General features: G+C 64.7%; 23 protein-coding genes. 4 read left to right on the forward strand and 19 right to left on the reverse strand.

The genetic code is table 11. The features are described from left to right. Window positions 1-41: 41 nt before the first annotated feature. Complete coding sequence (locus ACA027_RS18995) at window positions 42-1,055, reverse strand: helix-turn-helix domain-containing protein (protein ID WP_370679748.1); 1,014 nt, start codon at window positions 1,053-1,055, stop codon at window positions 42-44. 266 nt (window positions 1,056-1,321) lie between these two features. Here ACA027_RS18995 and eat point away from each other — a divergent pair, with 266 nt between their 5' ends. From eat to ACA027_RS19015, 4 genes are all read left to right on the forward strand, one after another. Beyond that, a complete protein-coding gene (gene eat, locus ACA027_RS19000) occupies window positions 1,322-2,710 on the forward strand; it encodes an ethanolamine permease (protein ID WP_370679749.1) in 1,389 nt (462 codons plus the stop codon). Window positions 2,711-2,919: 209 nt separating this feature from the next. Then, a complete protein-coding gene (locus ACA027_RS19005; RefSeq protein WP_370679750.1) occupies window positions 2,920-4,320 on the forward strand; it encodes an ethanolamine ammonia-lyase subunit EutB in 1,401 nt (466 codons plus the stop codon). Beyond that, the gene (gene eutC, locus ACA027_RS19010) at window positions 4,317-5,165 is read left to right on the forward strand and encodes an ethanolamine ammonia-lyase subunit EutC (protein WP_370679751.1); all 849 of its coding nucleotides are present in this window, start codon (window positions 4,317-4,319) and stop codon (window positions 5,163-5,165) included. The genes ACA027_RS19005 and eutC overlap by 4 nt, the downstream gene beginning before the upstream one ends. A 176-nt stretch (window positions 5,166-5,341) precedes the next feature. Beyond that, window positions 5,342-6,472, forward strand: a complete 1,131-nt coding sequence (locus ACA027_RS19015) for a haloacid dehalogenase-like hydrolase (protein ID WP_370679752.1) — start codon at window positions 5,342-5,344, stop codon at window positions 6,470-6,472. A gap of 153 nt (window positions 6,473-6,625) precedes the next feature. Here the strand turns inward: ACA027_RS19015 and ACA027_RS19020 are convergent, their stop codons facing one another. From ACA027_RS19020 to mraZ, 18 genes are all read right to left on the reverse strand, one after another. After that, entirely contained in the window at window positions 6,626-7,027 is a 402-nt protein-coding gene (locus ACA027_RS19020; protein WP_370679753.1) for an RcnB family protein, read from the reverse strand. 213 nt (window positions 7,028-7,240) lie between these two features. Beyond that, window positions 7,241-7,417 (reverse strand): hypothetical protein, encoded by a 177-nt coding sequence (locus ACA027_RS19025; protein ID WP_370679754.1) that lies wholly within the window; start codon window positions 7,415-7,417, stop codon window positions 7,241-7,243. A gap of 229 nt (window positions 7,418-7,646) precedes the next feature. After that, on the reverse strand, window positions 7,647-8,570 hold the full coding sequence (gene lpxC, locus ACA027_RS19030) for a UDP-3-O-acyl-N-acetylglucosamine deacetylase (protein WP_370679755.1): 924 nt from the start codon (window positions 8,568-8,570) through the stop codon (window positions 7,647-7,649). A 344-nt stretch (window positions 8,571-8,914) separates the two neighbouring features. Continuing rightward, the gene (gene ftsZ / locus ACA027_RS19035) at window positions 8,915-10,150 is read right to left on the reverse strand and encodes a cell division protein FtsZ (protein WP_370679756.1); all 1,236 of its coding nucleotides are present in this window, start codon (window positions 10,148-10,150) and stop codon (window positions 8,915-8,917) included. A gap of 118 nt (window positions 10,151-10,268) precedes the next feature. Next, the gene (gene ftsA / locus ACA027_RS19040) at window positions 10,269-11,498 is read right to left on the reverse strand and encodes a cell division protein FtsA (RefSeq protein ID WP_370679757.1); all 1,230 of its coding nucleotides are present in this window, start codon (window positions 11,496-11,498) and stop codon (window positions 10,269-10,271) included. A 1-nt stretch (window position 11,499) separates the two neighbouring features. Next, window positions 11,500-12,339 carry a cell division protein FtsQ/DivIB gene (locus ACA027_RS19045; protein ID WP_370679758.1) on the reverse strand — a complete coding sequence of 280 codons (840 nt, stop codon included), beginning with the start codon at window positions 12,337-12,339 and terminating at the stop codon, window positions 11,500-11,502. Continuing rightward, the gene (locus tag ACA027_RS19050) at window positions 12,339-13,325 is read right to left on the reverse strand and encodes a D-alanine--D-alanine ligase (RefSeq protein ID WP_370679759.1); all 987 of its coding nucleotides are present in this window, start codon (window positions 13,323-13,325) and stop codon (window positions 12,339-12,341) included. The genes ACA027_RS19045 and ACA027_RS19050 overlap by 1 nt, the downstream gene beginning before the upstream one ends. Continuing rightward, entirely contained in the window at window positions 13,322-14,755 is a 1,434-nt protein-coding gene (gene murC / locus ACA027_RS19055) for a UDP-N-acetylmuramate--L-alanine ligase (RefSeq protein WP_370679760.1), read from the reverse strand. The genes ACA027_RS19050 and murC overlap by 4 nt, the downstream gene beginning before the upstream one ends. Then, entirely contained in the window at window positions 14,752-15,816 is a 1,065-nt protein-coding gene (gene murG / locus ACA027_RS19060) for an undecaprenyldiphospho-muramoylpentapeptide beta-N-acetylglucosaminyltransferase (protein ID WP_370679761.1), read from the reverse strand. Before murG ends, murC begins: the two co-directional genes overlap by 4 nt. After that, window positions 15,813-17,084: a putative lipid II flippase FtsW gene (gene ftsW, locus ACA027_RS19065; protein ID WP_370679762.1), complete on the reverse strand. Its 1,272-nt coding sequence runs from the start codon at window positions 17,082-17,084 to the stop codon at window positions 15,813-15,815. The genes murG and ftsW overlap by 4 nt, the downstream gene beginning before the upstream one ends. Then, window positions 17,084-18,817, reverse strand: a complete 1,734-nt coding sequence (gene murD / locus ACA027_RS19070) for a UDP-N-acetylmuramoyl-L-alanine--D-glutamate ligase (RefSeq protein ID WP_370682629.1) — start codon at window positions 18,815-18,817, stop codon at window positions 17,084-17,086. The genes ftsW and murD overlap by 1 nt, the downstream gene beginning before the upstream one ends. Window positions 18,818-19,089: 272 nt before the next feature. After that, window positions 19,090-20,268 carry a phospho-N-acetylmuramoyl-pentapeptide-transferase gene (gene mraY, locus ACA027_RS19075; protein WP_370679763.1) on the reverse strand — a complete coding sequence of 393 codons (1,179 nt, stop codon included), beginning with the start codon at window positions 20,266-20,268 and terminating at the stop codon, window positions 19,090-19,092. Beyond that, complete coding sequence (murF, locus tag ACA027_RS19080; RefSeq protein WP_370679764.1) at window positions 20,259-21,653, reverse strand: UDP-N-acetylmuramoyl-tripeptide--D-alanyl-D-alanine ligase; 1,395 nt, start codon at window positions 21,651-21,653, stop codon at window positions 20,259-20,261. The genes mraY and murF overlap by 10 nt, the downstream gene beginning before the upstream one ends. Continuing rightward, window positions 21,653-23,152 (reverse strand): UDP-N-acetylmuramoyl-L-alanyl-D-glutamate--2,6-diaminopimelate ligase, encoded by a 1,500-nt coding sequence (locus tag ACA027_RS19085; protein ID WP_370679765.1) that lies wholly within the window; start codon window positions 23,150-23,152, stop codon window positions 21,653-21,655. The genes murF and ACA027_RS19085 overlap by 1 nt, the downstream gene beginning before the upstream one ends. Next, window positions 23,149-24,891: a peptidoglycan D,D-transpeptidase FtsI family protein gene (locus ACA027_RS19090; RefSeq protein WP_370682630.1), complete on the reverse strand. Its 1,743-nt coding sequence runs from the start codon at window positions 24,889-24,891 to the stop codon at window positions 23,149-23,151. Before ACA027_RS19090 ends, ACA027_RS19085 begins: the two co-directional genes overlap by 4 nt. A 2-nt stretch (window positions 24,892-24,893) precedes the next feature. Then, window positions 24,894-25,181: a cell division protein FtsL gene (ftsL, locus tag ACA027_RS19095; RefSeq protein WP_370679766.1), complete on the reverse strand. Its 288-nt coding sequence runs from the start codon at window positions 25,179-25,181 to the stop codon at window positions 24,894-24,896. 55 nt (window positions 25,182-25,236) lie between these two features. Next, the gene (gene rsmH / locus ACA027_RS19100; RefSeq protein ID WP_370679767.1) at window positions 25,237-26,166 is read right to left on the reverse strand and encodes a 16S rRNA (cytosine(1402)-N(4))-methyltransferase RsmH; all 930 of its coding nucleotides are present in this window, start codon (window positions 26,164-26,166) and stop codon (window positions 25,237-25,239) included. A gap of 12 nt (window positions 26,167-26,178) precedes the next feature. Next, complete coding sequence (gene mraZ, locus ACA027_RS19105) at window positions 26,179-26,607, reverse strand: division/cell wall cluster transcriptional repressor MraZ (RefSeq protein WP_370679768.1); 429 nt, start codon at window positions 26,605-26,607, stop codon at window positions 26,179-26,181. Window positions 26,608-26,848: the final 241 nt, after the last annotated feature.

Below are 26,848 nucleotides of genomic sequence, written 5' to 3' on the forward strand. Positions count from 1 at the left end.
CTGCCCCCCGGCGCGTAGTGCCTCAGAGCGTGTTCACGATCTCAGGGGGTGTGTAGCGTTTTCGACGGCAAAGCACCAAACAGGCGCTTGTAGTCCTGGGAAAAATGGCCCATGTGATAAAAGCCCCAGCGCGCTGCGATGTCCTGCACGGTCTGCTGGCCCTGGGCATCGCGCAATGCCCGCCGGCAGGCGTTGAGGCGCACGGCCTTGAGGAAGTCGGAGGGCGACTGGCCCAACACGCTTTGGAAATGGTTTTGCAGCGTGCGGCGGGTGACATGCAACTGCTGGCACAGCGCGTCCACGCCCAATGCCTGGTAGAGCGGACGGCTCACCATGTCACGTGCAGCCATCACCAAGGCCAGCCGCCTTTGCGCAGCCTGGTGCGCCGGCGAGAACGGACTGGCATCACACAGCAGAGCCAGGAGTTGGGGTAGCAAGGCCTCGGTGGCGGCCATGTCCCATCCCCCCTGGCTCTGGCCTGCCATGCCCTGCCCCAGCGCCAGCAACTGCTCCATGATGCTGCACAGCGCTGCATGCCGCCCGGGGTCCAGCAAGGCCATATGGACGCCACGTTCCGGAAACAGGCGGTCATGGCCCAGCCCCAGCCATTCCATTTGCGCCTGCAGCCACTGCAGGTCCATGACCACTCCGTAAATACCGAAATTCGCAGGCGTGCGCAGCGTAAAGCCAGCACTGGCACTGGCACACATCAGGGCCCTGCCCGGCCCTCCGCTGGCCGCCTGTTCGCTGCCGCAGAAATGCAGGGGCTGGTGGCTGTGCACATCGGCAAAGCCCACCCATACCGAGCCTGGCCAGGAAGCGCAGCGCTGGCTGGTGGCGGGCCAGGTGTATTCATGAAAGAGCTGGAGCCGCGCTTCGGGCAGCCACAGCTCCCGCACCCGGCCGCAAAAGCGCCCGCTCGATATCTGGTCGTACTCCTGCTCCCAGGCTGAAATATGGCCCGCATGCTCGTCCACATCGGTGCTGTTGCGCACGCAATACGCCACCGCTTGCGGGTGGCCTGTAGGCGTGCCGTTGCCGCTTGCAAAGTTCATACGGCATGAGACCAAATTTCGCCCCGGCCTGATGCAATCGGCATGTAAAGAATGCGTGCAAGCTGTTTGGCGTTTCGCGTACTCACCCTCACAGCGCCCTTGGCAAGCCATAACGTCAAGAAACAACTCCGCTCCGACCTGTTCCAGCGCCGCTATCCCAGATAGGAAAAAGCGTCCCCATCCATCCGGATTGCCGATTCAGGATAGGTACAGCCTCTGGCCTTTGATGCAATGGCCTGCAACTGCCTCACTCAGGAGACGCCGGTATGAGCAATGCATCCACATCCACACAGCCCGCACACCTGAAAAAGGTTTTGGGGACCTTCCAGCTCTGGGGCATTGCCGTCGGCCTGGTGATCTCCGGCGAGTACTTTGGCTGGAGTTATGGCTGGGCCAGCGCGGGCACGCTGGGCTTTCTGGTTGCCACCACGCTGGTGGCCCTGATGTACACCAGCTTCATCTTCAGCTTTACCGAGCTGACCACGGCCATTCCCCATGCAGGCGGGCCCTTCGCCTATGCGCGCCGCGCCTTCGGTCCCGTGGGTGGCTTTGTGGCCGGCTTTGCCACCCTGGTGGAGTTTGTGTTTGCGCCGCCCGCTATTTCCCTGGCCATCGGCGCTTATCTGAACGTGCAGTTTCCGTCCATCAACCCCAAGTACATCGCTCTGGGCGCCTATGCCTTGTTCATCGGTCTGAACTGGCTGGGCGTGGGCATTGCGGCCACCTTCGAGCTGCTGGTGACGCTGCTGGCCATCTTCGAGCTGCTGGTCTTCATGGGCGTGGTCAGCCCGGGCTGGAGCTGGGCGCAGTTTGCTTCCATGGGCTGGGCAGGTTCGGACACGTTCAACGGCACCGCCCTGTCCGGCATCTTTGCCTCCATCCCGTTTGCCATCTGGTTCTTTCTGGCCATTGAAGGCGCGGCCATGGCAGCCGAAGAAGCGCGCGACCCGCAGCGCACCATTCCCAAGGCCTATATCGCCGGCATTCTGACCCTGGTGAGCCTGGCCTTTGGCGTGATGATCATGGCCGGTGGCGTGGCCGACTGGCGCCAGCTGGCCAACATCAACGACCCGCTGCCTCAGGCCATGAAGGCCGTGCTGGGCGGGCAAAGCGGCTGGCTGCACATGATGGTGTGGATCGGTTTGTTCGGCCTTATCGCCTCCTTCCACGGCATCTTGATGGGCTATTCGCGCCAGATCTTTGCACTGGCCCGCGCCGGCTATCTGCCCGCATATTTCGCCCAGCTCAGCCCACGCTTTCAGACCCCGCACCGGGCCCTGCTGGCCGGTGGTGTGGTCGGCGTGGCCGCCATCTTCAGCGATGAGTGGATCACCTTGGGCGGCCAGACGCTGACGGCCAACATCGTCACCATGTCGGTGTTCGGCGCAATCGTCATGTACATCACCTCCATGGCGGCGCTGTTCCGGCTGCGCCAGACCGAGCCCCATATGCAGCGCAGCTACCGCGCACCGCTCTACCCCTTCTTCCCATTGCTGGCCTTGGCCCTGGGCCTGGTCTGCCTGGGCGCCATGCTGTGGTTCAACCCGGTGCTGGCCTGTGTCTTCCTGGGCTTGATGGGGCTGAGCTGGCTGTACTTCCAGCACACGGCCGAACACCGCTCCCAGCTGGAGCCTGATGCCATGTTGGAAGGTTGAAACGGTCCCCCCTGAGCGGCTACGCCGCTTCCCCCTGGAAGGGGGACGACGCCTTCGCCGCGAGGCGGCTCTTGCTCGGCGTCTCTGAGCTGTGCCCCGCCAGTTTGTGTGCTGCGTGCATGGGTTTACGTCCTCGCCCCAAAGGGGAGAGGGTTGGGGTGAGGGGGAGCCCCCTGAATCACTGAGATGAGACACAAGGAAGCACCAACATGCGCTACCACACCACATTGGGCGGCCAAGTCTATGACTTTGAGGATCTGCGCCAGCTCATGGCCCATGCCAGTCCGGCCCGCTCCGGCGACTATCTGGCGGGCCTGGGCGCACCCACGGCCCAGCAGCGCATGGCGGCCCGCCATGTGCTGGCCGACCTCCCGCTCAAGATCTTTTTGAGCGAGGCCCTCATCCCTTATGAGCAGGATTGCATCACCCGCCTGATCATGGACAGCCATGACGCGGCCGCCTTTGCGCCTGTGGCCCATCTCACGGTGGGGGACTTTCGCAACTGGCTGCTCAGCGATGCGGCGTCCACGCCCGTGCTCCAGGCTCTGGCACCTGGACTGATGCCGGAAATGGTGGCCGCCGTGAGCAAGATCATGCGCAACCAGGATCTGATTGCCGTGGCACGCAAATGCACGGTCATCAGCCAGTTTCGCAACACCCTGGGGCTGCCCGGCCACCTGGCCGTGCGCCTGCAGCCCAACCACCCCACGGACGATGTGCGCGGCGTGGCCGCCTCGGTGCTGGATGGGCTGATGCTGGGCGCAGGCGATGCGGTCATCGGTATCAACCCCGTCTCGGACAGCATGGCCACCCTGGGCCGGCTGTGCCATCTGTTTGACGAGCTGATCGCGCGCTTTGCGATTCCCACTCAGGCCTGCGTGCTCACCCATGTGACCAACACCCTGGCGCTGATGAACAGCGGCGTGCCCGTGGACCTGGTGTTCCAGTCCATAGGCGGCACCGAAAAAACCAACCAGAGCTTTGGTGTCACCCTGCCCATCCTGGACGAGGCCCATGACGCAGCCCAGGCCCAAAAACGCGGCACGCTGGGCCACAACCTCATGTACTTTGAAACCGGCCAGGGCAGTGCCTTGTCGGCCAATGCCCACCATGGCGTGGACCAGCAAACCTGCGAGGCCCGTGCCTATGCGCTGGCGCGGCGCTACCAGCCACTGCTGGTCAACACCGTGGTCGGCTTCATAGGGCCGGAATACCTGTACGACGGCAAGCAAATCATCCGCGCCGGCCTGGAAGATCACTTCTGCGGCAAGCTGCTGGGCCTGCCCATGGGCTGCGACATTTGCTACACCAACCACGCCGAGGCCGACCAGGACGATATGGACACGCTGATGCTGCTGCTGGGCAGTGCGGGGCTGAACTTTCTGATTGGCGTGCCGGGCGCGGACGACATCATGCTCAACTACCAGAGCACCTCGTTTCACGACGCCTTGTTTCTGCGCGAGACCCTGGGCCTGGCACGGGCGCCCGAGTTCGAGGCCTGGCTGCAGGCCCAGCACATCACCGACCGCTTCACCGGGCTCAACAATGCGGCCCCCGCCCGCCTGGCAGGCGCATTCGCCCAACTCACCTACCTGGGAGCCGCTGTATGAACAAGCTGTCAGACCTGTCACGACATCCAGAGCAAGCTGCACCCGGGGTCACGGTCATGCCATGGCAAGGCTGGCGCAACGCCACCCCGGCCCGCATTGCCCTGGGCCGCGCCGGCGTGGCCACGCCCACGCGTGAAAGCCTGGACTTTGGCTGGGCCCATGCCATGGCCCGCGATGCCATCCACACCCCCCTGGATGTGCCAGCGCTGGTCCAGTCCCTGCAGGCCGCAGGCCATGTCTGTTGGCAGGTGCACAGCCAGGCCAAGGACCGCGCCACCTACCTGCGCCGCCCCGACCTTGGCCGCCAGCTGACACCCGAGGATGCCCATGACCTGCAGCAGCGCGCAGCCCTGTTGCCCAGCCACCCCGATCTGTGCCTGGTCGTGGGCGACGGCCTGTCATCGCTGGCCGTGCAACGCCATGCCCAACCCCTCATTCAGGCCTTGCTGCCCTTGTTGCCTCCGGACTGCAGCGTCTCCCCCATCGTGGTGGTGCAACAGGCCCGCGTGGCCGTGGCCGACGAGGTTGGCGAGCTGCTGCAGGCGCGCTGCAGCGCCATGCTGATCGGCGAACGTCCGGGCCTGAGCTCGCCCGACAGCCTGGGCATTTACCTCACCTACAGACCACGCCGCGGCCGCCTGGATGCCGAGCGCAACTGCATCTCGAACGTCCGCCCTCAGGGTCTGAGCTACCGCCATGCGGCCTTCAAGCTGGCCTGGCTGCTGCGCCAGGCACAGCGCCTGGACCACAGCGGCGTGGTTCTCAAAGACGACAGCGACCCTGCATGGGCACTGCACCCACGCATTGGTGCGGCCCCGCCTCATCTTGCAGCCACCAAAACGTGAACGTGCAAGCACACCACAACCACCGTCTTTGCGCACTGTCCCTGGCCGCTTGCATGGCCTCAGCCTTGCTTTTGGGCGGCTGTGCGGCACCCCAGCCTCCTGCGGCAGCCAGCCAAGCTCGGCAAGTTTTGGCGGCAGGGCATTGGGACGATTTCAACCGCCAGCAAATTGACGACTTGATCCAGCAGTTGGGCAAGAGCAGCCCCGGCTTCGATGCCACGCATCCGCCCTACGCGGTCTTCGACTGGGACAACACCAGTATTTTTCTGGACATCGAAGAAGCCGTGCTGGTCTACCAGCTGGAGCATCTGCGCTTCGGCGCCACACCCCAGCAGTTGGAAGTGGCACTACGCCGCAACATTCCCAGCACCGCCTTCAAGCCCGAATACCGCAACTCCAAGGGTCGTGAGGTGAACATCAACACCATCGTCCCCGACATTTTGCGCAGCTACCGTTGGCTCTACAGCCACTACCAGGGCCTGGCCGGCACGCAGCCGCTGGAGCAGGTGCGCCAAAGCCCGCACTACCAGGCCTTTGTCACCAAGGTCCGCTATCTGTACGAGGCCATTGGCGGCACGTTCGACCACGACACCGCCTACCCCTGGGTCACGTATCTGTTCACGGGGCTGACGGAAGCCGAAGTCCGCAGCATGACGCGTGAAACCGTGCAGTGGCAGCTGGAGCAGCCCATAGAAAAGCGGCGCTGGACCACTCCTGCGCAACTGCCAGGGCGGGCAGGCATGGTGGAAGTCAGCTGGAAGAACGGGTTGCGCCTGGTGCCCGAGATGCAGAACCTGTACGCCCACCTGCGAGACGCGGGCTTTGATATCTGGATCTGCTCGGCGTCTTTTGTCGATGTAGTGCGCGAGATCGCCTCCAACCCCAGCTTTGGCTACCAACAGCCCTCCGACAGGGTGCTGGCCATGGAGCTAGAGCGCGATGCCCAAGGACGTATCCAGCCCATATTCCGCAAGACCTACGACCAGACCCAGGGCCCGGGCAAGACACGCGCCATACAGCGCTTTCTGGTCAGCCGCTACGGCTACGGCCCGGCCCTGGTCGCGGGCGACAGCGAAGGCGACCAGAACATGATGGCGGGCTTTGCCGACACAAAAAAGGTGTTGATCATCAACCGCCTGCGCGACCCCAGCACCGCCATAGGCCAATTCTCCGCCGAGGCCGTGCGCCAGCACGGCAAACCCGAAGCCCGCTATCTGCTCCAGGGCCGCGATGACAACAGCGGGCAGTTTGTGCCTTCACAGCTGCACACCCCGCTGCAATCAGCCACCGGCAAGGTCTTGCCATAGAGCACCGGCCCTCCTCATGGCTGCATGCTGAGCGGCGACCCAGCGATGCACCACCCCACCGCACTGCGCCAAAAACAAAAGGCTTCCTGTGGAAGCCTTTTGCAGCAGAGAGAACAACACGCAATACGTGCGGCCTGCGTGCTGTCAAACAGATCAATAGCTGCTGAGAATCAGCTGGGCAATCACGCCAGAGGCAATGGCCACCAGCATGTAGTCGCCGCCGTACTGCACCCAGTGGTAGCCACGGGGCGGCGCACTCAGGCGGTGACCGCGCCAGTCCTGCACCACATACTGGGGCCCACGGTACTGGGGTGGCACGCGATAGCCCTTGACCCAGCGGTGATCCGGGCCTGCGCCATGGCGGCGATCATGGTCACGGTCGTCACGGCGTTGCTCGCGCGCCCAGTCACGCTGGTCTTTGCGTCGATCATCGTGCTTGTAATGGCCTTTGGCCTGGCCACGGGGGCCGTCGTGGTCATCACGGGCCTGGGCCAGGGTGGCCGTCATACCCAAGCCCACGGCCAGCATGGCGGCTACGGCAGACATTTTTTTCATGGAGCACTCCTCTCTGGGGTGAAAGCTACCCATCCGGTTGATGGGGTTTGGGCTCCATGATGCGTGGAATGCCCGCTGCGCGCGAGCGCGTACAGCGGGTTTTACGAACACTTTGCGCGGGACATACAGAGTTTGCAAAGTGCAAAGCTCAGCTTCACTCACCAGCACGCAACACGCTCTCAGGATGAAGCTGCCGCGCAAATCCAGAAGGCGCTAAACCAGTCTGCCGAAGATCAACACGGCAAAAAAGGCCAGGCCTGCAATCACCGTCCACTTGAACACCAGCAGCCCCCAGCGCTTGTACAGCACGCGGCCCGTGCCCAGGTAGAAGACAAAGCACAGGGCCGAGGCCAGCAGCAGCAGCGAGGCCATCCAGCGAAACAGCAGCATCTCAGCAGTCCTCCCAGACGCGGAGCCTTCCAGGACATAGCCTCACTGCCGCCCTTTTCCCTTGGGTGCGAGGGAGCCGGCTCTGGGCGCTGTGCATCAACCCGGCGTGCTTCACGCCAGGGCACCGCGCAAGGGCCGCCTTGTCCTCGGCTTGGCGCTGGAGCCGTCCCCCTCCGGCGCAGCCAGAGAGGAGGAAGACGCGCAGCGGCTCAGGGGGCGTCATCCAGCTCTACCAGGCTTTCGCCAGCTGTGCAAAGCCCGCAGGGGCCTTGCGATCGCTGTCGAAGCTGACCTCTTCCCAGGCCGTGGGGTCGGCCAGCAAGGCGCGCAGCAGTTGGTTGTTCATGCCGTGGCCGGAGCGAAAAGCGCTATAGCCCGCCAGCAACGGCTTGCCGATCACATACAGATCGCCCATGGCGTCCAGGATCTTGTGCTTGGCAAATTCGTCGTCATAGCGCAGGCCGTCGCTGTTGAGGACTTTATAGTCGTCCATGACGATGGCGTTGTCCAGGCCGCCACCCAGCGCCAGGCCGTTGTTGCGCAGCATTTCCACATCCTTGGTGAAGCCAAAGGTGCGGGCCCGGGCGATGTCGCGCGGGTAGTTGCCGGCGCCCAGGTCGAACTCCACCGACTGGCCGGTGGAATCCACCGCCGGATGGGAAAAATCGATCTCAAAGCGCAGCTTGAAGCCGTGGTAGGGATCAAAGCGCGCCCACTTGAGCTTTTCGCCCTCGCCCTCGCGCACCTCCACGGGCTTGAGCACCCGGATGAAGCGACGCGGCGCGTTCTGCACCTCGACCCCTGCGCTTTGCAGCAAAAACACAAAGGAGGAAGAAGAGCCGTCCAGAATCGGTACTTCCTCGGCCGTGATGTCGATGTAGAGGTTGTCTATGCCCAGGCCACACAGCGCCGACATCAGATGCTCGATGGTGTGCACCTTGGCGCTGCCCGTGGCGATGGTGGTGGCCATGCGGGTGTCGGACACCGACTGCGCCGTCACCGGGATATCGACAGGCTCCGGCAAGTCCACACGCCGAAAGACGATGCCCGTGTCGGGCTGGGCCGGGCGCAGGGTCATCTCGACCCGCTGGCCGCTGTGCAGACCCATGCCCACGGCACGGGTGATGGTCTTGAGGGTGCGTTGCTGGAGCATAGAGAGATTTTACCGACGAGAGGAATATTCCTGCAGCCCTAGGCCATGGGAAATCCCAATCACGGCCATTACCTCCAACAGGCTGCAGCATTGCAGCGGCTCATAAAAAAGAGAGCACCTATGGCGCTCTCTTCCTACGCTCCAAATACTTTTCACCTTGAAACCCAGAGGCATCAAGCTGCGGATGCTCTCTTTTCGGAGGCCTTACGCACTGCCCGCAGTCTATGCAACTGGCGCGGCCCAGATCAGGGGCAGCGAGCAAGGGCCGCCCCGCAGCGAGGCTGCCGTCCCCCTCCATCGCGCAGCGATAGAGAGGGGGAAGGCGCGCAGCGCCTCAGGGGGTGTCAATCCGCCTGCTTGCGCAGAAAGGCAGGGATCTCCAGATCGTCCATGCCGCCCGAAGACAGGGCATCCACGCGGGCTGCGGCCTGGGTGCGGTTGGTACGCCACACGCTGGGCACGTTCATGCCGCCGTAGTCGGCCTGGCCTGCGGCACCACCCATGGTGGGCATGCCTGCCGTCACTGCCGCGCCCATGGAGGCCGTGGGCATGGCGTACATACCGTCGGTGCCGGTGCGCAGACCGCCTTGCACCACCGACATGGGCTGGCGGCGGGCGTTCTGGCGTGCCAGACCCGTGGCCACCACGGTCACGCGGATGTCGTCACCCAGGGTGTCGTCATAGGCCGCGCCGTAGATGACATGGGCATCGGGCGATGCGTAGGCGTTGATGGTGGACATGGCCAGGCGCGACTCGGACAGCTTCAGGCTGCCCTTGGCGGCCGTCACCAGCACCAGCACGCCGCGTGCGCCGGACAGATCGATCCCTTCCAGCAGCGGGCAGGCCACGGCCTGCTCGGCAGCGATACGGGCGCGGTCGGGACCGGAGGCACGGGCCGTGCCCATCATGGCCTTTCCGGGCTCGCCCATCACGGTGCGCACGTCTTCAAAGTCGACGTTCACATGGCCGTACTCGTTGATGATTTCGGCAATGCCGCCCACGGCGTTCTTCAGCACGTCGTTGGCATGGGAGAAGGCCTCGTCCTGGGAGATGTCATCGCCCAGCACTTCCAGCAGCTTCTCGTTGAGCACCACGATCAGCGAGTCCACATTGGCTTCCAGCTCGGTCAGACCGCCGTCGGCATTGGTCATGCGGCGGCTGCCTTCCCACTCGAAGGGCTTGGTGACCACGCCCACGGTGAGAATGCCCATTTCCTTGGCCACGCGGGCAATCACCGGCGCAGCGCCGGTGCCGGTGCCGCCACCCATGCCGGCCGTGATGAACAGCATGTGGGCGCCTTCGATGGCCGCGCGGATGTCCTGGTCCGCGACTTCGGCCGCTTCACGGCCCTTGTCGGGCTTGCTGCCAGCGCCCAGGCCGCTTTGGCCCAGCTGGATGGTGCGATGTGCATTGCTGCGGATGAGCGCCTGCGCGTCGGTGTTCGCGCACACGAACTCCACGCCTTGCACATTGCAGGCGATCATGTGCTCCACGGCATTGCTGCCGCCGCCGCCCACGCCGATCACCTTGATTCGTGTGCCCTGGTTGAACTCTTCGGCTTCGATCATTTCGATGGTCATGTTGCTGCTCCTGAAATTGGGTAATGGGTCACTGCTGTTGTTCTGGTTTCACTTCGGTATCGCTGGTATCGAAAGTCCGTGGGCGGGCCTGTGATGCGTAAACGTCGGGAGCACATGGTTAGAAGTTCCCCACGATGAAGTCTTTGAAACGGCCAAAGGCGGTCTTCACGGACCCACTCTTCTGTGCCACTTTGAATCCACGCATACGTGCCATGCGAGCCTCCTCTAACAATCCCATCACCGTGGCCGAGCGCGGCTGCGCCACCATGTCGGCCAAGGCGCTGGCGTACTTCGGAATACCGCGGCGCACGGGTTTGAGAAAAATGTCTTCGCCCAGTTCCACCATGCCGGGCATCACGGCGCTACCACCTGTAAGCACGATGCCGGAGGACAGGACTTCTTCGTAGCCGGACTCGCGGATGACCTGGTGCACCAGCGAGAAAATCTCTTCCACACGCGGCTCGATCACGCCGGCCAGGGCCTGCTTGCTCAGCATGCGCGGGCTGCGATCGCCCAGGCCGGGCACTTCCACCTGGCTGTCGGGGTCGGCCAGCATCTGCTTGGCATAGCCGCTTTCGACCTTGATGTCTTCCGCGTCCTTGGTGGGCGTGCGCAGCGCCATGGCGATGTCGCTGGTGATCAGATCGCCCGCGATGGGGATCACCGCCGTGTGGCGAATCGCACCACCGGTGAAGATGGCCACATCCGTGGTGCCGGCGCCGATGTCCACCAGGGCCACGCCCAGCTCGCGTTCGTCATCGGTGAGTACGGCCTGGCTGGCGGCCAGCGGGTTCAGCAGCAGCTGCTCCACTTCCAGGCCGCAACGGCGCACGCATTTGATGATGTTCTCGGCCGCGCTTTGCGCGCCGGTGACGATGTGCACCTTGGCTTCCAGGCGGATGCCGCTCATGCCGATGGGCTCTTTCACGTCCTGGCCATCGATGACGAATTCCTGCGGCTCCACCAGCAGCAGGCGCTGGTCCGAGGAGATGCTCACGGCCTTGGCTGTCTCGATCACGCGGGCCACATCGGCCTGCGTCACTTCCTTGTCCTTGATGGCCACCATGCCGCTTTGGTTCAGGCCACGGATGTGGCTGCCCGTGATGCCGGTGTGCACACGCTGGATCTTGCAGTCCGCCATCAGCTCGGCTTCCTTGAGCGCCTGCTGAATGCTCTGCACCGTGGCGTCGATGTTGACCACCACGCCGCGCTTGAGCCCGTTGCTGGGCGCCACGCCCAGGCCGGCCAGCTTCAACTCCCCGCCGGGCATGACTTCAGCAACGACGGCCATGACCTTGGCGGTGCCAATGTCCAGTCCCACGACCACGTCTTTGTATTCTCTTGCCATATCAGTGTCTGCCCTCAGTTGTTCGGGGTTTGTTCTTTTCTCTCTGTGCCGCGGACCGGCTGAGCTGCAAGGCCTTTTCGCGCGACACCGTGGTCACGCCCTTGAGGCGCAGCGCATAACCGTCGGGGTAGCGCAGATCGGCATATTCCAGGGCATCGGCCCGGCGCTGGTACTGGCCCGTCACCTGGCTCAGCGTGCGCACAAAACGCTGGGCACGCTGCAGCACCTGCTCGGGCGAGCCATTGCCCAGCTCGACCACGGCATCGTTGTCCAGCCGCGCCACCCAGCTGCCGCGATCGCGCAGCGTCAAGGCATCGACTTCCACATGCAGCTGTGCAAACGCCGGCTCCAGTGCATAGAACATGGCCAGCACCTGCGAGGCCGAGCCTTCCGGGCCCTGCAGGCGCGGCAGGCCTTCGCGCTCCACCTCGCCCACATTGGCCTCAAACACCTCGCCCATGTCGTTGACCATGGCGGCGCCGCTTTCCGGCCCCCAATAGGCCTGGGCCACATGCTCTTTCAGGATCACGCGCAGGCTGTTGGGGAACTCGCGGCGCACCTCGGCGCTGCGCACCCAGGGCACTTGCTCAAAGGCGCCGCGCGCCTTCGCCAGGTCCACGGTGAAGAAGTTTCCGGTCAGGCTGGGCGCCACATTGGCGCGCAGCGTGACTGCGTTGTTGTGCACCAGCTCGCCCTCGACCACGATGCGCGCGATCGCAAACGCCGGGTGGCGCACGGCCCACCAGCTCAACACTGCCAGCAACAGGACGGCACAGCCCGCGAACAGGACCGAAGCGGTCACATTCATCAGGCGGACGTCCAAAGGCAGTGTGTGGCGCATCAGGCAGCTCCCTCGGCCATGGCGTGGACGTCGCCATCCAGCGAGGCCATGGACAGAATGTGCAGGCACAGCGCCTCATACGAGAGGCCTTGTGCGCGTGCGGCCATGGGCACCAGCGAATGCCCGGTCATGCCGGGCGAGGTGTTGATTTCCAGCAGGAAAGGCTTGCGATCGCTGGCGCGGATCATCACGTCGGCACGCGCCCAGCCACGGCAGCCCAGCGTGCGGAAGGCCTGCTCCACGATGCGCTGGATGGTGGTCTCTTCCTCGGCCGGCAAGCCACTGGGGCAGTGGTATTGCGTGACGTCGGTGAAGTATTTGTTCTGGTAGTCGTAATTGCCTTCGGGGGCCACGATGTGAATCACCGGCAGGGCCGCAGCGGCGGCGCCCTCGCCCAGCACGGCGCAGGTGGTTTCGTCCCCGGAGATGAACTGCTCGCACAGCACCTCGTCGTCGTACTTGGCGGCCAGGGCATAGGCGGCTTCGCACTGGCTGGCATCCACCACCTTGGTCAGGCCCATGCTGGAGCCGTCGCGCGCGGGCTTGACGATCATGGGTGCGCCCAGGGCCGCAAAGGCCGCGCGGGTCTGTTCGGCATTGGCCACCATGCGCCAGTCCGGCGTGGGCAGGCCTTCAAAGCGCCAGATGCGCTTGGTCATGACCTTGTCCATGGAAATACTGGAGGCCATCACGCCCGAGCCGGTGTAGGGAATACGCAGCAGCTCCAACGCGCCCTGCACCGTGCCGTCCTCGCCGTGGCGGCCATGCAAAGCGATGAAGCAGCGGGCAAAGCCCAGTTTTTTCAGATCACCGAGGTCGCGCTCGGCGGGGTCAAATGCATGGGCATCGACACCTTGGGAACGCAGGGCCTGCAAGACCCCGTTGCCCGACATCAGCGACACCTCGCGTTCCGACGAGCTGCCGCCCATCAGCACGGCTACCTTGCCCAGTGCCTGAACATCAATTTGGGGTGTTTTCTGGCTCATAGCGCAATCCCCGCCGGCACAGACAGCTCACTCTTCGATAGCATTTCAACCAATTTTCCCGGTACGGCCCCGATGGAGCCCGCCCCCATGCACAGCACCACATCGCCAGAGCGCGCATTGTCCGCAATTGCCCGAGGCATGTCCCCGATTTGCTCAACAAAAATCGGTTCTACGCGACCGGCCACACGCAGGGCACGGGCCAGGGCACGGCCATCGGCCGCCACAATGGGCTGCTCGCTGGCGGCATAGACCTCGCCCAGCAGCACGCTGTCGGCCTGGCCTATGACCTGGACAAAGTCTTCAAAGCAGTCGCGCGTGCGGGTGTAGCGGTGGGGCTGGAAGGCCAGCACCAGCCGACGGCCCGGGAAGGCGCCACGTGCCGCAGCCAGCGTGGCCGCCATTTCCACCGGGTGGTGGCCGTAGTCGTCGATGACGGTGAAGTGGCCGCCATCGGCCGTGGGCAGCTCGCCGTAACGCTGGAAGCGTCGGCCCACGCCCTTGAAACCTTCCAGCGCGCGCAGCAGCGCAGCGTCGGGAATCTCCAGCTCCATGGCCACGGCCACGGCGGACAGGGCGTTGAGCACGTTGTGCTCGCCCGGCAGGCTGAGCACAACGTCCAGATCGGGGTAGCGCTGGCCGTTGCTGCGGCGCACGGTGAAATGCATCTGGCCGGCTTCGGCACGCACATTCACGGCGCGCACCTGGGCATCTTCGGCAAAGCCGTAGGTGGTCACCGGACGGGCCAGCATGGGCAGGATGTCGCGCACGGCCGGGCTGTCCACGCAGACGATGGCGCGGCCATAAAACGGCATGCGGTGCAGAAAGTCCACAAAGGCCTGCTTCAACTTGCCGAAGTCATGGCCATAGGTCTCCATGTGGTCGGCATCGATGTTGGTGACCACGGCCATCACCGGCAGCAGGTTCAGGAAGGAGGCGTCGGATTCGTCCGCCTCGACCACGATGTAGTCACCGCTGCCCAGCTTGGCATTGGCATCGGCGCTGTTGAGCTTGCCGCCGATGACGAAAGTCGGGTCCAGCCCGGCCTCGGCCAGCACGCTGGTCACCAGGCTGGTGGTGGTGGTCTTGCCATGGGCGCCGGCAATGGCAATGCCCTGCTTGAAGCGCATCAGCTCGGCCAGCATCAGGGCGCGCGGCACGACGGGAATCTTCTTGGCGCGCGCCGCCAGCACCTCGGGGTTGTCGCTTTGCACGGCGGTGGAGGTCACCACCACATCGGCATGGCCGATATGGGCGGCCGCATGGCCGACATGGGTCTGCATGCCCAGCTGCTGCAGGCGCTGCAGCACGGCGGAATCCGACAGGTCCGAGCCCGAGACGCTATAGCCCAGGTTGTGCAGCACTTCGGCAATGCCGCTCATGCCGGCACCACCGATGCCGACGAAATGAATGTTCTGGATGGCGTGCTTCATGCGGACAACTCCTCGCATGCAGCCACCACCTCGTGGGTAGCCTGAATCTTTTGCATCTTTTTAGCGTTTCTCGCCCGTTCAATCAGCGTAGAACGCTCCGTATTCTGTAGCATTTCGGCCAATTTTTCAGCCGTCAGCTGCTTTTGGGGAATCAGCCAGCCGCCGCCCTGCTCCACCAGGAAGCGGGCGTTGGCGGTCTGGTGGTCATCCACCGCATGCGGGAAGGGCACAAACACCGCGGCAGCGCCCACGGCGGCGATCTCGGTCACCGTGCTGGCGCCTGCGCGGCAGACGATGAGGTCGGCATCGGCAAAGGCCTGGGCCGTGTCGTCGATAAAGGGGGTCAGCTCGGCCTGCACGCCGGCGGCCGCGTAATTGGCGCGCAGCGCATCGATCTGGCTGGCGCCGCTTTGGTGCATCACGCTGGGGCGTTGCGCGGCCGGAATCAGGGCCAGGGCCTGGGGCACGATGTCGTTCAGCGCCTTGGCACCCAGGCTGCCGCCCACCACCAAGAGCTTGAGCGAGCCGCTGCGGCCGGCAAAGCGGGCCTCGGGCTCGGGCTGGCGCACAAAGGCTTCGCGCAGCGGATTGCCCACCCACAGGCCCTTGGCAAACACCTGGGGAAAGGCGGTGAACACCCGGTCGGCCACGCTGGCCAACACCTTGTTGGCCGTGCCGGCCACAGAGTTCTGCTCGTGCAGCACCAGTTTTTTACCGGCCAGCTTGCCCATCATGCCGCCGGGGAAGGTGATGTAGCCGCCAAAGCCCACCAGCACATCGGGCTGGACCCGGCGTACCACGCGCCAGGCCTGCCAAAAGGCCTTGAGCAATCGCAGCGGCAGCAGGGCCAGGGTCTTCAAACCCTTGCCGCGCACGCCACCGAATTCAATGGTTTCCAGCGGGAAACCCTGGGGCGGCACCAGGCGCGCCTCCATGCTGCCGGGCGCGCCCAGCCAGTGCACGCGCCAGCCGCGCTCCCGCAATGCCTGCGCCACGGCCAGGCCGGGGAAGATATGCCCCCCCGTGCCGCCCGCCATGACCAGTGCCACTTTCTCTGTCATTTCACTGCTCCCCTGCTCTGTGGCATGAGGACCTTGTTTTCGTAATCAATGCGCAGCACCACGGCGATGGCGATGAGGTTCATCAACACGGCCGAGCCGCCGAAGCTCATCAGCGGCAGCGTCAGGCCCTTGGTGGGCAGGGCCCCCAGGTTCACACCCATGTTGATAAAGGCCTGAAAGCCTATCCAGATGGCCACGCCCTGCGCCACCAGGCCGGAGAAGACCCGGTCCAGTGCAATGGCCTGGCGGCCGATTTCCATGATGCGGCGCGTCAGCCAGACAAAGGCCACGATCAGCACCAGCAGGCCGACCAGGCCGAATTCCTCGCCAATCACCGACAGCAAGAAGTCGGTATGGGCTTCCGGCAGCCAGTGCAGCTTTTCCACGCTGCGGCCCAGGCCCACGCCAAACAGCTCGCCCCGGCCGATGGCAATCAGCGCATGCGAGAGCTGGTAGCCCTTGCCCAGCGCATGCTTCATGTCCCAGGGGTCCAGGTAGGCGAAGATGCGCTCGCGGCGCCAGTCGGAGAAGGCGATCATGAGGACGAAGGCCCCCACCACCAGGCCCGCCATCAAGAAGAACATGCGGGCGTTGACGCCACCCAGAAACAGAATGCCCATGGAGATCACCACGATCACCATGAAAGCGCCCATGTCCGGCTCGGCCAGCAGCAGCACGCCGCAGAAAAACACGGCGGCAGCCATGGGCAGCACGGCGCGGAAGAAGCGCTCCTTCACATCCATGCGCCGCACCATGTAGTCGGCGGCATAGACCAGCACCCCGAACTTGGCCAGCTCGGAGGGCTGGAAGTTCATGATGCCCAGCGAAATCCAGCGCCGCGCACCGTTGACCACCAGGCCCACATGGGGCACCAGCACGGCCACCAGCAGCACCAGCGAGAGGATGAACAGCTTGCGCGCCATGCGCTCCCAGGTCTTCATCGAGATCTGGAAGGCCAGCAGCGCACCCACAAAGCCCACGCTCAGCGCAATCACATGGCGCAGCACAAAGTGGTAGGGCTCGATCTTGCCGAAGCGCGGGTTGTCCGGCATGGCGATGGAGGCCGAATACACCATCACCAGCCCCCAGGCCAGCAAGGCCACCACCACCCACACCAGCGCCTGGTCCAGGCCCAGCATCTGCACCGGGCGCGCGGTGGCACGGTATTCCGTGCCGCCCACGCGCACAGGCAGCACATCCACCGGCTTGTCGGCCTGCTGTCCTCCAAACCAGTTGGAAAAACGCTGGAGCACGCTGGACAGGGGCATTACTCGGCTCCTTCCAGTTCCTGGCCGGCCTCATGCGCCAGGGCGCGCACGGCCTGCACAAACACCTCGGCGCGGTGGCCGTAGTCGCGGAACATGTCCATGCTGGCGCATGCAGGTGACATCAGCACGGCGTCGCCGGAACGCGCCAGGGTGGCGGCCTGCTGCACGGCGGCTTCCATGCTGGCGGCATCCGACAGCGGCACGCCCTCGCCCTGCAAGGCAGCGCGAATCTGCGGCGCATCGCGGCCAATCAGCACCACGGCGCGGACATAGCGGGACACCGGCGCTGCCAGCGGCGCAAAGTCCTGGCCCTTGCCCAGGCCGCCCAGAATCAACACGATGCGACGGTCCGCACCCAGGCCGGTGAGTGCGGCCACGGTGGCCCCCACATTCGTGCCCTTGCTGTCGTCGAAATACTCCACATCCTGCACCATGCCAATGGGCTGCACGCGGTGGGGCTCGCCCCGGTATTCGCGCAGGCCGAACAGCATGGGGGCCAGCGCGCAGCCTGCGGCATGCGCCAGGGCCAGAGCGGCCAGGGCATTGGTGGCGTTGTGGCGACCTCGTATGCGCAGGGCATCGGCCGGCATCAGGCGCTGGAGGTGCAAATCATCCTGCGGGTCGCGCGAGCGGCGGCCGGTTTCGTCGGCTTCCAGGGCGCGCACCAGCCAGGCCATACCGCCCACCACCTCGATGCCAAAGTCACCCGGGTTGCGGGGCATGTCGGCGCCAAAGCTGATGTGGGCGCGCAGCTGGGGTTTTTGCAGCTTGACCTTGACCGGGGGCGGCAGCATGTCCATCACAGCCCGGTCTTCGCGGTTGAGCACCATCAGCGCCTTGCTGCCAAAGATACGCGCCTTGGCCGCGGCGTAGGCGGCCATGGAGCCATGCCAGTCCAGATGGTCCTGGGAGATGTTGAGCACCGTGGCGGCCGTGGGCTCGAAGCCCTGCACATCTTCCAGCTGGAAGCTGGACAGCTCCAGCACCCAGGCCTGGGGCAGGGTCTCGGCATCAATGCGGGCCGTCAGCGTATCCAGCAGTGTGGGGCCGATGTTGCCGGCCACGGCCACCGTCATGCCGGCATGTTCCAGCAACTGGCCGGTGAGCGAGGTGACCGTGGTCTTGCCATTGGTGCCGGTGATGGCCAGCAGCTTGGGCGCATAACCATGGGCCTGGTCCAGGCCCTTGAGGGCCATGGCGAACAGATCGAGCTCGCCGCCCACGGGCAGGCCGATGGCGCGGGCCGCATCGAACACCGGCGCCACCTCGGCCGGACTCAGGCCGGGAGAGCGGTAGACCGCACCCAGGTTCTGGCCGTCGACCAGGCTGGCGGCAAAAGCACCAGCAACAAAGCGCACGCCGGGCAGCTCGGCCTGCAGCGTGGGCAGATGGGGCGGGGTTTCGCGCGTGTCGGCCACGGTGACTTCGGCACCGGCGCGCACGCACCAGCGGGCCATGGCGATGCCGGAAATACCCAGGCCCAGCACCAGCACACGCTGGCCTTGCAGATGCTGTGCCTGTCCCAGGGGCCACTGTGCGGGCACGGGGGGCAGCACGATGACGGGGGCCTCTTCCTCGGGCTCGGCCACGACCGTCACATCGGCGCTGCCGGCATCGGACATGCTGGGGTCGGTGAAGATCTGCGCCACAAAGGCGGCGGCGTCCTTGGCGGCCGTCAGCGTGGCGACATCGGGAATGGGCTCGGCCACCAGGGGGGCAGCGACCGCGTTCATGGACTCCGGCGCATCGGCGGGGATGGTGTCCTGCGCTTCCGTCGCTTCCGCTACCTCAGTCACCTCAGCTACTTCCGTCACCTCGACCACTTCGGTTTCAGGAGCACCGACTGCGCCGTGCTCCAGCATGTCCGAGTGGTTTGACTCTGCATCCGGCGCCACATGCGCAGCGGCCGCTACAGTTGTTGCAGCGGCCAGGGCAGCCTCTTGCGGCACCGGCAACGCGGTGCGCGGTGTGCAAGGGTTCAGGCTGTCGTCGTGCGTCATGCTGTTCACCTCAGCTTCAGCGTGGACAGGCCAATCAGGCACAGCAGCATGGTGATGATCCAGAAACGAATCACCACCTGGGTTTCTTTCCAACCGCTTTTTTCAAAGTGGTGGTGCAGGGGCGCCATCTTCAACAAGCGCCGGCCTTCGCCATAGCGCTTCTTGGTGTATTTGAAATAGGTGACCTGCAGCATCACCGACAGGGCCTCGGCCACAAAGATGCCGCCCATGATGGCCAGCACGATTTCCTGGCGCACGATGACGGCGATGGTGCCCAGCGCAGCGCCCAGGGCCAGGGCGCCCACATCGCCCATGAAGATCTGGGCCGGGTGGGCGTTGAACCACAGAAAGGCCAGGCCGGCGCCGGCCATGGCGCCGCAAAAAATCATCAGCTCGCCAGTGCCGGCAATGTGCGGAAAGTGCAGGTATTTGGCGTAGCCGGCATTGCCCGTGACATAGGCGAAGATGCCCAGGGCCGTGCCCACCATGATGACGGGCATGATGGCCAGGCCATCCAGGCCGTCGGTGAGGTTCACCGCATTGCTGGCGCCCACGATGACCAGATAGGTCATGATGACAAAGCCCAGCACGCCCAGCGGGTAGCTCACTTCCTTGAAAAAGGGCACGGTCAGGCCGGCCTTGGGCGGCAGGTCCAGCGAGAAGCCGGACTGCACCCAGGTGATGAACAGTTCCAGCACGCGGCCGTTGGAGTTTTCGGAGATGCTGAACACCAGGTACAGCGCGGCCACCAGACCGATGACCGACTGCCAGAAATACTTCTCGCCCGAGCGCATGCCTTCGGGGTCTTTGTTGACCACCTTGCGCCAGTCGTCCACCCAGCCAATCGCGCCAAAGCCCAGCGTGACCAACAGCACGATCCAGACAAAGCGGTTGGACAGATCAAACCACAGCAGGGTGGAGACGGAGATCGCAAACAGGATCAGCACGCCGCCCATGGTGGGCGTACCGTTCTTGACCAAATGGGTTTGCATGGCATAGCCGCGCACCGGCTGGCCCACTTTCAGGGCGGTGAGCATGCGAATGGCCTTGGGGCCAATCCACAGGCCGATGACCAGGGCGGTGAGCGCTGCCATCACGGCACGGAAGGTGATGTACTGCACCACGCGCAAAAAGCTCAGATCAGGAGACAGCTCCTGCAACCATTGGGCCAGGATCAGCAGCATGCCGAGCCCTCCTCTTGCGCCAACTCCAGTGCCTGCACCACTTCTTCCATCTTCATGCTTCGCGAACCCTTGACCAGCACGCTGCCCATCTGGGCGCGCAATGCCAGCACCGCCTCTACCAGGGCGGTCTTGTCTGAAAAATGACGACCCGCGTCGCCGCAAGCCGCAACGGCATGCTGCATCAGCGGGCCATAAGCCAATACATGGTCAATACCGGCAGCCTTGGCCGCAGCACCCACCTCGGTATGGAATGCCGGGCCTTGCGTGCCCACCTCACCCATATCGCCCAGCACCAGCACGCGCGGCGCCGGCAGCTCGGCCAGCACGGCAATCGCCGCCTGCACCGAATCGGGGTTGGCATTGTAGGTATCGTCCACCAGGGCCACGCAGCGGCCTGCCAGTTGCAGCAAGGCCGAGCGCGAGCGCCCCTTGACCGGGCGGAAGGCCGTCAGCCCCTGGGCGATGGCCGTGGGCGAGACGCCAGCGGCCAAGGCGCAGGCGGCCGCGGCCTGGGCATTGCGCACGTTGTGGCGACCGGCAATGTGCAGCGCACATTCCAGCGCACCGGCCGGTGTGGCCAGCGCAACCTGCCAGGCGCTGCCCTGCCATTGCGCACGGGTGGCGTGCACATCGGCGTTGGCTGCGCCAAAGGTGAGCTGCTTGCGGCGGCCTGCCAGCTCACGCCACAGCGGGGTGAATTCCTCATCGGCGGGGAAAACGGCCGTGCCATCGGCGGGCAAAAAGGCGAACACGCTGCCGTTTTCCTCGGCCACGGCCTGCACGGTGTGCATGAATTCCTGGTGCTCGCGCTGGGCGTTGTTCACCAGGGCCACCGTGGGCTGTGTGATGCGCGCCAGCGCAGCAATTTCACCCGGGTGGTTCATGCCCAGCTCCACCACGCCCAGGCGGTGGGCCGCGTTCAGGCGCAGCAGGGTCAAGGGCACGCCGATGGCGTTGTTGAAATTGCCCTGGGTGGCGAAGGCGGCATCGCCGGCCGCCGCATGCAGGATGCTGGCCAGCATTTGCGTCACCGTGGTCTTGCCGTTGCTGCCGGTGATGGCCACCAGCGGCAGCTCAAACTGGGCGCGCCAGCCGGCAGCGATATCGCCCAGGGCCAGCGTGCTGTCGCCCACCTCGATACCGGCCAGGCCGGCGGCTTCCAGCCCCCGGTGGGCCACGGCGGCCACAGCCCCGGCCGCCTGAGCCTGGGGCAGGAAGTCGTTGGCATCCATGCGCTCGCCCTGGAGCGCCACGAACAGGTCACCGGCCTGCAGCTGGCGCGTGTCGGTGCACACGCGCTGCAGGGGCGTGGCGCCATCGCCCACCAGCCGCGCTGCGGGCTGGGAGCGCTGGATCCACACCAGGGCCTGTTGCAATGTCATCATCACTTTGCTTGTCCTTCACGGGCCGACAGCGCGCTGTGCGCCTCGGCCATATCGGAGAACGGGCGCTTGACGCCCATCACTTCCTGGTAATCCTCATGGCCCTTGCCGGCCAGCAGCACCACGTCCTGGGGGGCGGCCTGGGCAATAGCCTGTGCAATGGCAGCCGCGCGGTCCACCTCCACCTGCAGGTCTGCGGGCTGCATGCCGGCCACGATCTGGTCGACGATGGCCTGGGGCGCTTCGCCGCGCGGGTTGTCGCTGGTCACCAGCACCAGGTCGGCATGGCGCTGCGCGGCCTGCCCCATCAGCGGGCGCTTGGTGGCATCGCGGTTGCCGCCACAGCCAAACACGCACCACAGCTGGCCGCCACGCTCGCGCGCCACGGGCTGCAGGGCTTGCAAGGCCTGTTCCAGCGCGTCAGGGGTGTGGGCATAGTCCACGGCCACCAGGGGCTGGCCGGCGCGGGCAATTTGCTGCATGCGGCCGGGCACGGGCTCCAGATGGGCGCAGGCTTGCACGGCCTGATCCAGCGGCATGCCCAGGCTGCGCAGCGTGGCGATCACGCCCAGCAGATTGCTGATGTTGTAGTGCCCCACCACCTGGGTTTGCAGCGAAACAAAGGCATCGCCCTCCACCACGGTGAAGCGCAGGCCTTCGGTGCCATGGCCTATGTCTTTGGCCCACAGGCGTGCGGGTTGCTGTATAGACAGGGTCCACAGATCCAGGTCGCTGCGGCTGTGCAGCTGCTGGGCCAGCAGGCGGCCATGGGCGTCGTCGATATTCACCACGGCGGTCTGCAGACCGTCCCAGTCAAACAGGCGGCGCTTGGCCTCCCAATAGGCGTCCATGGAGCCGTGGTAGTCCAGGTGGTCCTGGGTGAAATTGGTGAAGATGGCGCAGCGCAGGCGCGTGCCATCCAGGCGGTGTTCTTCTATGCCTATGGACGAGGCCTCGATGGCACAGGCCGCCAGGCCCTGGTCCACATAGCCGCGAAAGGCTTGCTGCAGGCAGACCGGGTCGGGGGTGGTCATGCCCGTAGACTCCAGTGCCGGCGGCACGCCAATACCTAAAGTACCCACCAAGGCGCAGCCAGACTGGACACCCTGCTTCCAATCTGCGAGCGCATGCGCCAGCCACCAGGCGGTGGAGGTTTTGCCATTGGTGCCAGTCACGGCCACCACGGCAAGCGCCTGCGAGGGATGGGCCAGCCACAAATCGGCAATCTGGCCGGTGACGGCCTTCAAACCGTGGAAAGCGGCCACGGTGTCGGCTGGCAGATCAAACGTCTCGGCCCCTTCGGCCTCCACCAGGCAGGCCACGGCGCCGCGCTCCAGGGCTGATGCCACATAGGCACGGCCATCGCTCACGCCGCCGGGCCAGGCAATAAAGGCATCGCCAGGCTGGACCTGGCGGCTGTCGGTGCGCAGCTGGCCGGTGACGCGGTTGCGCAGCCACTGGACGGCGTCCTGGACCGAGGTCAATATGTGCAAGCTGCTCACAGCGATTCCTCCACCGGGTCCGCCACAATCTGGGGCTGCACGGCCACATCGGGGTGTACCCCCATCAGGCGCAGCGTTTGCTGCACCACATCGCTGAAGACCGGCGCTGCCACCGTACCTCCGTAATAGGTTCCGTTCATGGGTTCATCCACCATCACCGAGACGATGACGCGCGGGTTCTCAATGGGGGCCATGCCGGCAAACCAGGCGCGGTACTTGCCGGCGGCATAGCCCTTGCCTTCTTGTTTGCGTGCCGTGCCGGACTTGCCGCCCACGGAGTAGCCCACGGTCTGGGCGCGTTGGCCGGTGCCGCCAGGGGCGGTGGCCATGGCCAGCATCTTGCGCACGGCGCTGGCGGTCCGCTCCGTGAAAATCGGCACGCCCACGGGGGGGCGGTCGAGCTTGAGCATGCTGGCCGGAATCACCTTGCCGTCGTTGGAGAACACCGTGTAGGCCCGGCTGATCTGCAACAAGCTGGCCGACAGGCCGTAGCCATAGGACATGGTGGCCTGCTCCACCGGCCGCCAGCTCTTGTAGGGACGCAAGCGCCCGCTTTGGGCACCGGGGAAGGAGATTTGCGGCTTCTGGCCAAAGCCCAGGGCCGAATAGGTTTCCCACATCTCCTGGGCGCTCAGTTGCTGGGAGATCTTGGTCATGCCCACGTTGCTGGACTTCTGGATCACCCCTTCCACCGTCAGCACACCCCAGTTGTGGGTGTCCGAAATGGTGGAGCCGGTCACATTGATGCGGCCGGGCGTGGTATCCACAATGGTCGAGGGCTTGAACTTGCCGCTTTCCAGCGCCGTGCCGACGATGATGGGCTTGGCGGTGGAGCCGGGCTCGAACACGTCGGTGATGGCGCGGTTGCGCAGCTGCTCGCCCGTCAGGCGCTTGCGGTTGCCGGGGTCGTAGCTGGGGTAGTTGGCCAGGGCCAGCAGCTCGCCGGTCTTGGCATCCATGACCACCACGGTGCCGGCCTTGGCCTTGTGGGCAATCACCTGGTCGCGCAGCTTCTGGTAGGCATAGAACTGCACCTTGCTGTCGATGGACAGCTGGATGTCGCGCCCGTCCATGGGCGGAATCTCTTCGCCCAGGCCTTCAACCACGCGGCCAAAACGGTCCTTGATGACGCGGCGCGACCCGGGCTTGCCGCCCAGGTCTTTGTCAAAGGCCAGCTCCATGCCTTCCTGGCCATGGTCTTCCACATTGGTAAAGCCCACGACGTGGGCCACCGATTCCCCTTCGGGGTACTCGCGCTTGTATTCCTTGGTCTGGTAGATGCCCTTGATGCCCAGGGCCTTGATCTTCTGACCAACCTCCCAGTCCAGCTGGCGCTTGAGCCAGACAAAGCTTTTGTCGTTGTCCAGCTTGGTTTTGATAGTGGCCAGGGGCATATCCATCAACTTGGCCAACTGAGGCAGCTTGGCCTTGACCTCGGCGCTGTCCAGCTCCACATCTTCAGGGATGGCCCAGATGCTGGCCGCCGGCACGCTGGATGCCAGGATCAGGCCGTTGCGGTCCAGAATGCGGCCGCGGTTGGCCGGCAGCTCCAGGGTACGGGCATAGCGCACCTCACCCTGGCGCTGGAAGAAATCATTGCCAAAGACCTGCACATAGGCAGCCCGCACGGCCAGGCCGGAAAAGCCCAGCACCATCAAGCCCATGATGAACTTGCTGCGCCATTTGGGCGTCTTGCTCGCCAGCAGCGGGCTGGAGGCATAGGTGACGCTGCGGTGCACGCTCATGACGCACCTCCCGCCGCTGCGCGCACCTTGTCCTCCACATACTGGGTGATGGCGGGCGTGGAGTTTTGCATGCCCTGGCTCACCGCCAGACGCTCGATGCGCAGCGGCGTGGCCTGGGCCCGCTTTTCCACCTGCAGGCGCTGGTATTCGGTCGCCAGCTCACGCGCCTCGTGCTGGGCACGCTCGCGCTCGGTAAACAGACGACGCGACTCGTACTGGGTGTGCACCAGAAACAGCGCACTCGCCATGACGAAGCCCAGGAGCAGGATGTTCAGGCGCAGCATGGGCCCTCCTGGCATGCCAGCGGCAGCCATGCAGAGCGAATGCGCGCCGGGCCTGTCATGCAGGCACCTCAGTGCGTTCGGCCACGCGCATCACGGCACTGCGTGAGCGGGGGTTGCCTGCCACTTCGCCCGCGCTGGGCTTGATGCGCTCCAACGCCTTGAGCCGCATGGGCTGGGGCACGGCGAATGGCGCACGACGGTCATAGACCTCTTTGGAATGCTGGGCGATGAACTGCTTGACGATGCGGTCTTCCAGCGAATGAAAGCTGATCACCGCCAGGCGTCCGCCCGGCTGCAAGACCTTCAACGCCGCGGCAAGCGCTTGCTGCAGCTCTTCCAGCTCGGCATTGATGAAAATCCGAAAAGCCTGAAAGGTCCTGGTAGCGGGGTGCTGCCCCGCCTCCCGTGTGCGGACCGTACCAGCCACGAGACTGGCCAGTTCGGCAGTGGTTGTGAGCGGGCCTTTGTCTGTGCGCCACGCCGCAATCGCCTTTGCAATGGGGCCAGCAAACCGTTCTTCGCCATAGTCACGTATCACCTCCGCGATCTGGTGGACCTCCGCATCGGCCAGCCACTCGGCCACGCTCTGGCCACGGGTCGTGTCCATGCGCATGTCCAGCGGGCCTTCGAAGCGGAAACTGAAACCCCGCTCGGGGCTGTCGATCTGGGGCGAGCTCACCCCCAGGTCCATCAGCACGCCGGCGCAGCTGCCTGCGGGCAGCTCGTCCAGGTGACGAAAGCCTTCGTGGCGGATGGAAAAACGCGGGTCCGTGATGCGTGCCGCTTCGGCAATCGCTTCCGGGTCTTTATCGAAAGCGACCAGGCGGCCGTCCGGCCCCAGTCGCTGCAGGATCAGGCGCGAATGGCCACCACGGCCAAACGTCGCGTCCACCCACTGACCGGCAGGCGAAGGCCCCGCGCCGCCCAGCAGGGCGTCGACGGCTTCGTCCAGCAGGACGGTGATGTGTTGGAGGGGCTGGTTCAACGCTCGCCCTTTTCAAAAAGCAAAATCTTGGAAAACGCTCGGCATTTCGGCCTGCATGGCCTCTGCCTCTTGTGCTTCGTAAGTGGCGCGGTCCCACAACTCAAAGTGGTTGCCCATGCCCAGCAGCACCGCGTCCTTGCTCAGGCCCACGGCCTGGCGCAGCTCGGGCGCCACCAGCACCCGGCCCGTGCCATCCATGTCCACGTCCTGGGCGTTGCCCAGGAAGATGCGCTTCCACCACTGCGCAGACATGGGAAGCTCTGCGATGCGCTCGCGGAACTTCAACCATTCGGGACGGGGGAAAAGCATCAGACAGCCATGCGGGTGCTTGGTGATGGTGACCTGGCCTTCTGCCATAGCCATGAGGGCGTCACGATGCCGGGTCGGCACGGAAAGCCGACCCTTCGCATCCAGACTTAGCGAAGACGCCCCTTGAAACACGGCAGTAGACCTCGGGTAGGTTGGACCTGATCACCTCTGCGCCTGGGCTGCAAAGGCAACTTTCACCACTTAATTGCACTTTTTTGCACTGTATCAGCAAATCCACCACTTGCTACAGGCCTCGTCACAAACATTTGCAATGAAATCAATGACTTAGCTTGAAATTTTTGATATGAGATATACAAAAGTCCTTTACCCACAAGCACTTAGGCACTAGTGCAAATGAAAAGCATGAGCTCAC

Source organism: Comamonas sp. GB3 AK4-5 (genome assembly GCF_041320665.1).
Lineage (GTDB): Bacteria > Pseudomonadota > Gammaproteobacteria > Burkholderiales > Burkholderiaceae_C > Comamonas.

What these genes read in the sequence shown, in the direction of transcription:
- eutC (WP_370679751.1), top strand. Translation starts at nt 4,317, where the DNA reads ATGAACAAGCTGTCAGACCTGTCACGACATCCAGAGCAAGCTGCACCC.
- ftsW (WP_370679762.1), bottom strand. Translation starts at nt 17,084, where the DNA reads ATGCCCCTGTCCAGCGTGCTCCAGCGTTTTTCCAACTGGTTTGGAGGA.
- ACA027_RS19045 (WP_370679758.1), bottom strand. Translation starts at nt 12,339, where the DNA reads ATGCGCCACACACTGCCTTTGGACGTCCGCCTGATGAATGTGACCGCT.
- ftsA (WP_370679757.1), bottom strand. Translation starts at nt 11,498, where the DNA reads ATGGCAAGAGAATACAAAGACGTGGTCGTGGGACTGGACATTGGCACC.
- murG (WP_370679761.1), bottom strand. Translation starts at nt 15,816, where the DNA reads ATGACAGAGAAAGTGGCACTGGTCATGGCGGGCGGCACGGGGGGGCAT.
- ACA027_RS19020 (WP_370679753.1), bottom strand. Translation starts at nt 7,027, where the DNA reads ATGAAAAAAATGTCTGCCGTAGCCGCCATGCTGGCCGTGGGCTTGGGT.
- ACA027_RS19050 (WP_370679759.1), bottom strand. Translation starts at nt 13,325, where the DNA reads ATGAGCCAGAAAACACCCCAAATTGATGTTCAGGCACTGGGCAAGGTA.
- mraY (WP_370679763.1), bottom strand. Translation starts at nt 20,268, where the DNA reads ATGCTGCTGATCCTGGCCCAATGGTTGCAGGAGCTGTCTCCTGATCTG.
- ACA027_RS19005 (WP_370679750.1), top strand. Translation starts at nt 2,920, where the DNA reads ATGCGCTACCACACCACATTGGGCGGCCAAGTCTATGACTTTGAGGAT.
- ftsZ (WP_370679756.1), bottom strand. Translation starts at nt 10,150, where the DNA reads ATGACCATCGAAATGATCGAAGCCGAAGAGTTCAACCAGGGCACACGA.
- murF (WP_370679764.1), bottom strand. Translation starts at nt 21,653, where the DNA reads ATGATGACATTGCAACAGGCCCTGGTGTGGATCCAGCGCTCCCAGCCC.
- lpxC (WP_370679755.1), bottom strand. Translation starts at nt 8,570, where the DNA reads ATGCTCCAGCAACGCACCCTCAAGACCATCACCCGTGCCGTGGGCATG.
- eat (WP_370679749.1), top strand. Translation starts at nt 1,322, where the DNA reads ATGAGCAATGCATCCACATCCACACAGCCCGCACACCTGAAAAAGGTT.
- ACA027_RS19025 (WP_370679754.1), bottom strand. Translation starts at nt 7,417, where the DNA reads ATGCTGCTGTTTCGCTGGATGGCCTCGCTGCTGCTGCTGGCCTCGGCC.
- ftsL (WP_370679766.1), bottom strand. Translation starts at nt 25,181, where the DNA reads ATGCTGCGCCTGAACATCCTGCTCCTGGGCTTCGTCATGGCGAGTGCG.
- murD (WP_370682629.1), bottom strand. Translation starts at nt 18,817, where the DNA reads ATGAACGCGGTCGCTGCCCCCCTGGTGGCCGAGCCCATTCCCGATGTC.
- ACA027_RS18995 (WP_370679748.1), bottom strand. Translation starts at nt 1,055, where the DNA reads ATGAACTTTGCAAGCGGCAACGGCACGCCTACAGGCCACCCGCAAGCG.
- murC (WP_370679760.1), bottom strand. Translation starts at nt 14,755, where the DNA reads ATGAAGCACGCCATCCAGAACATTCATTTCGTCGGCATCGGTGGTGCC.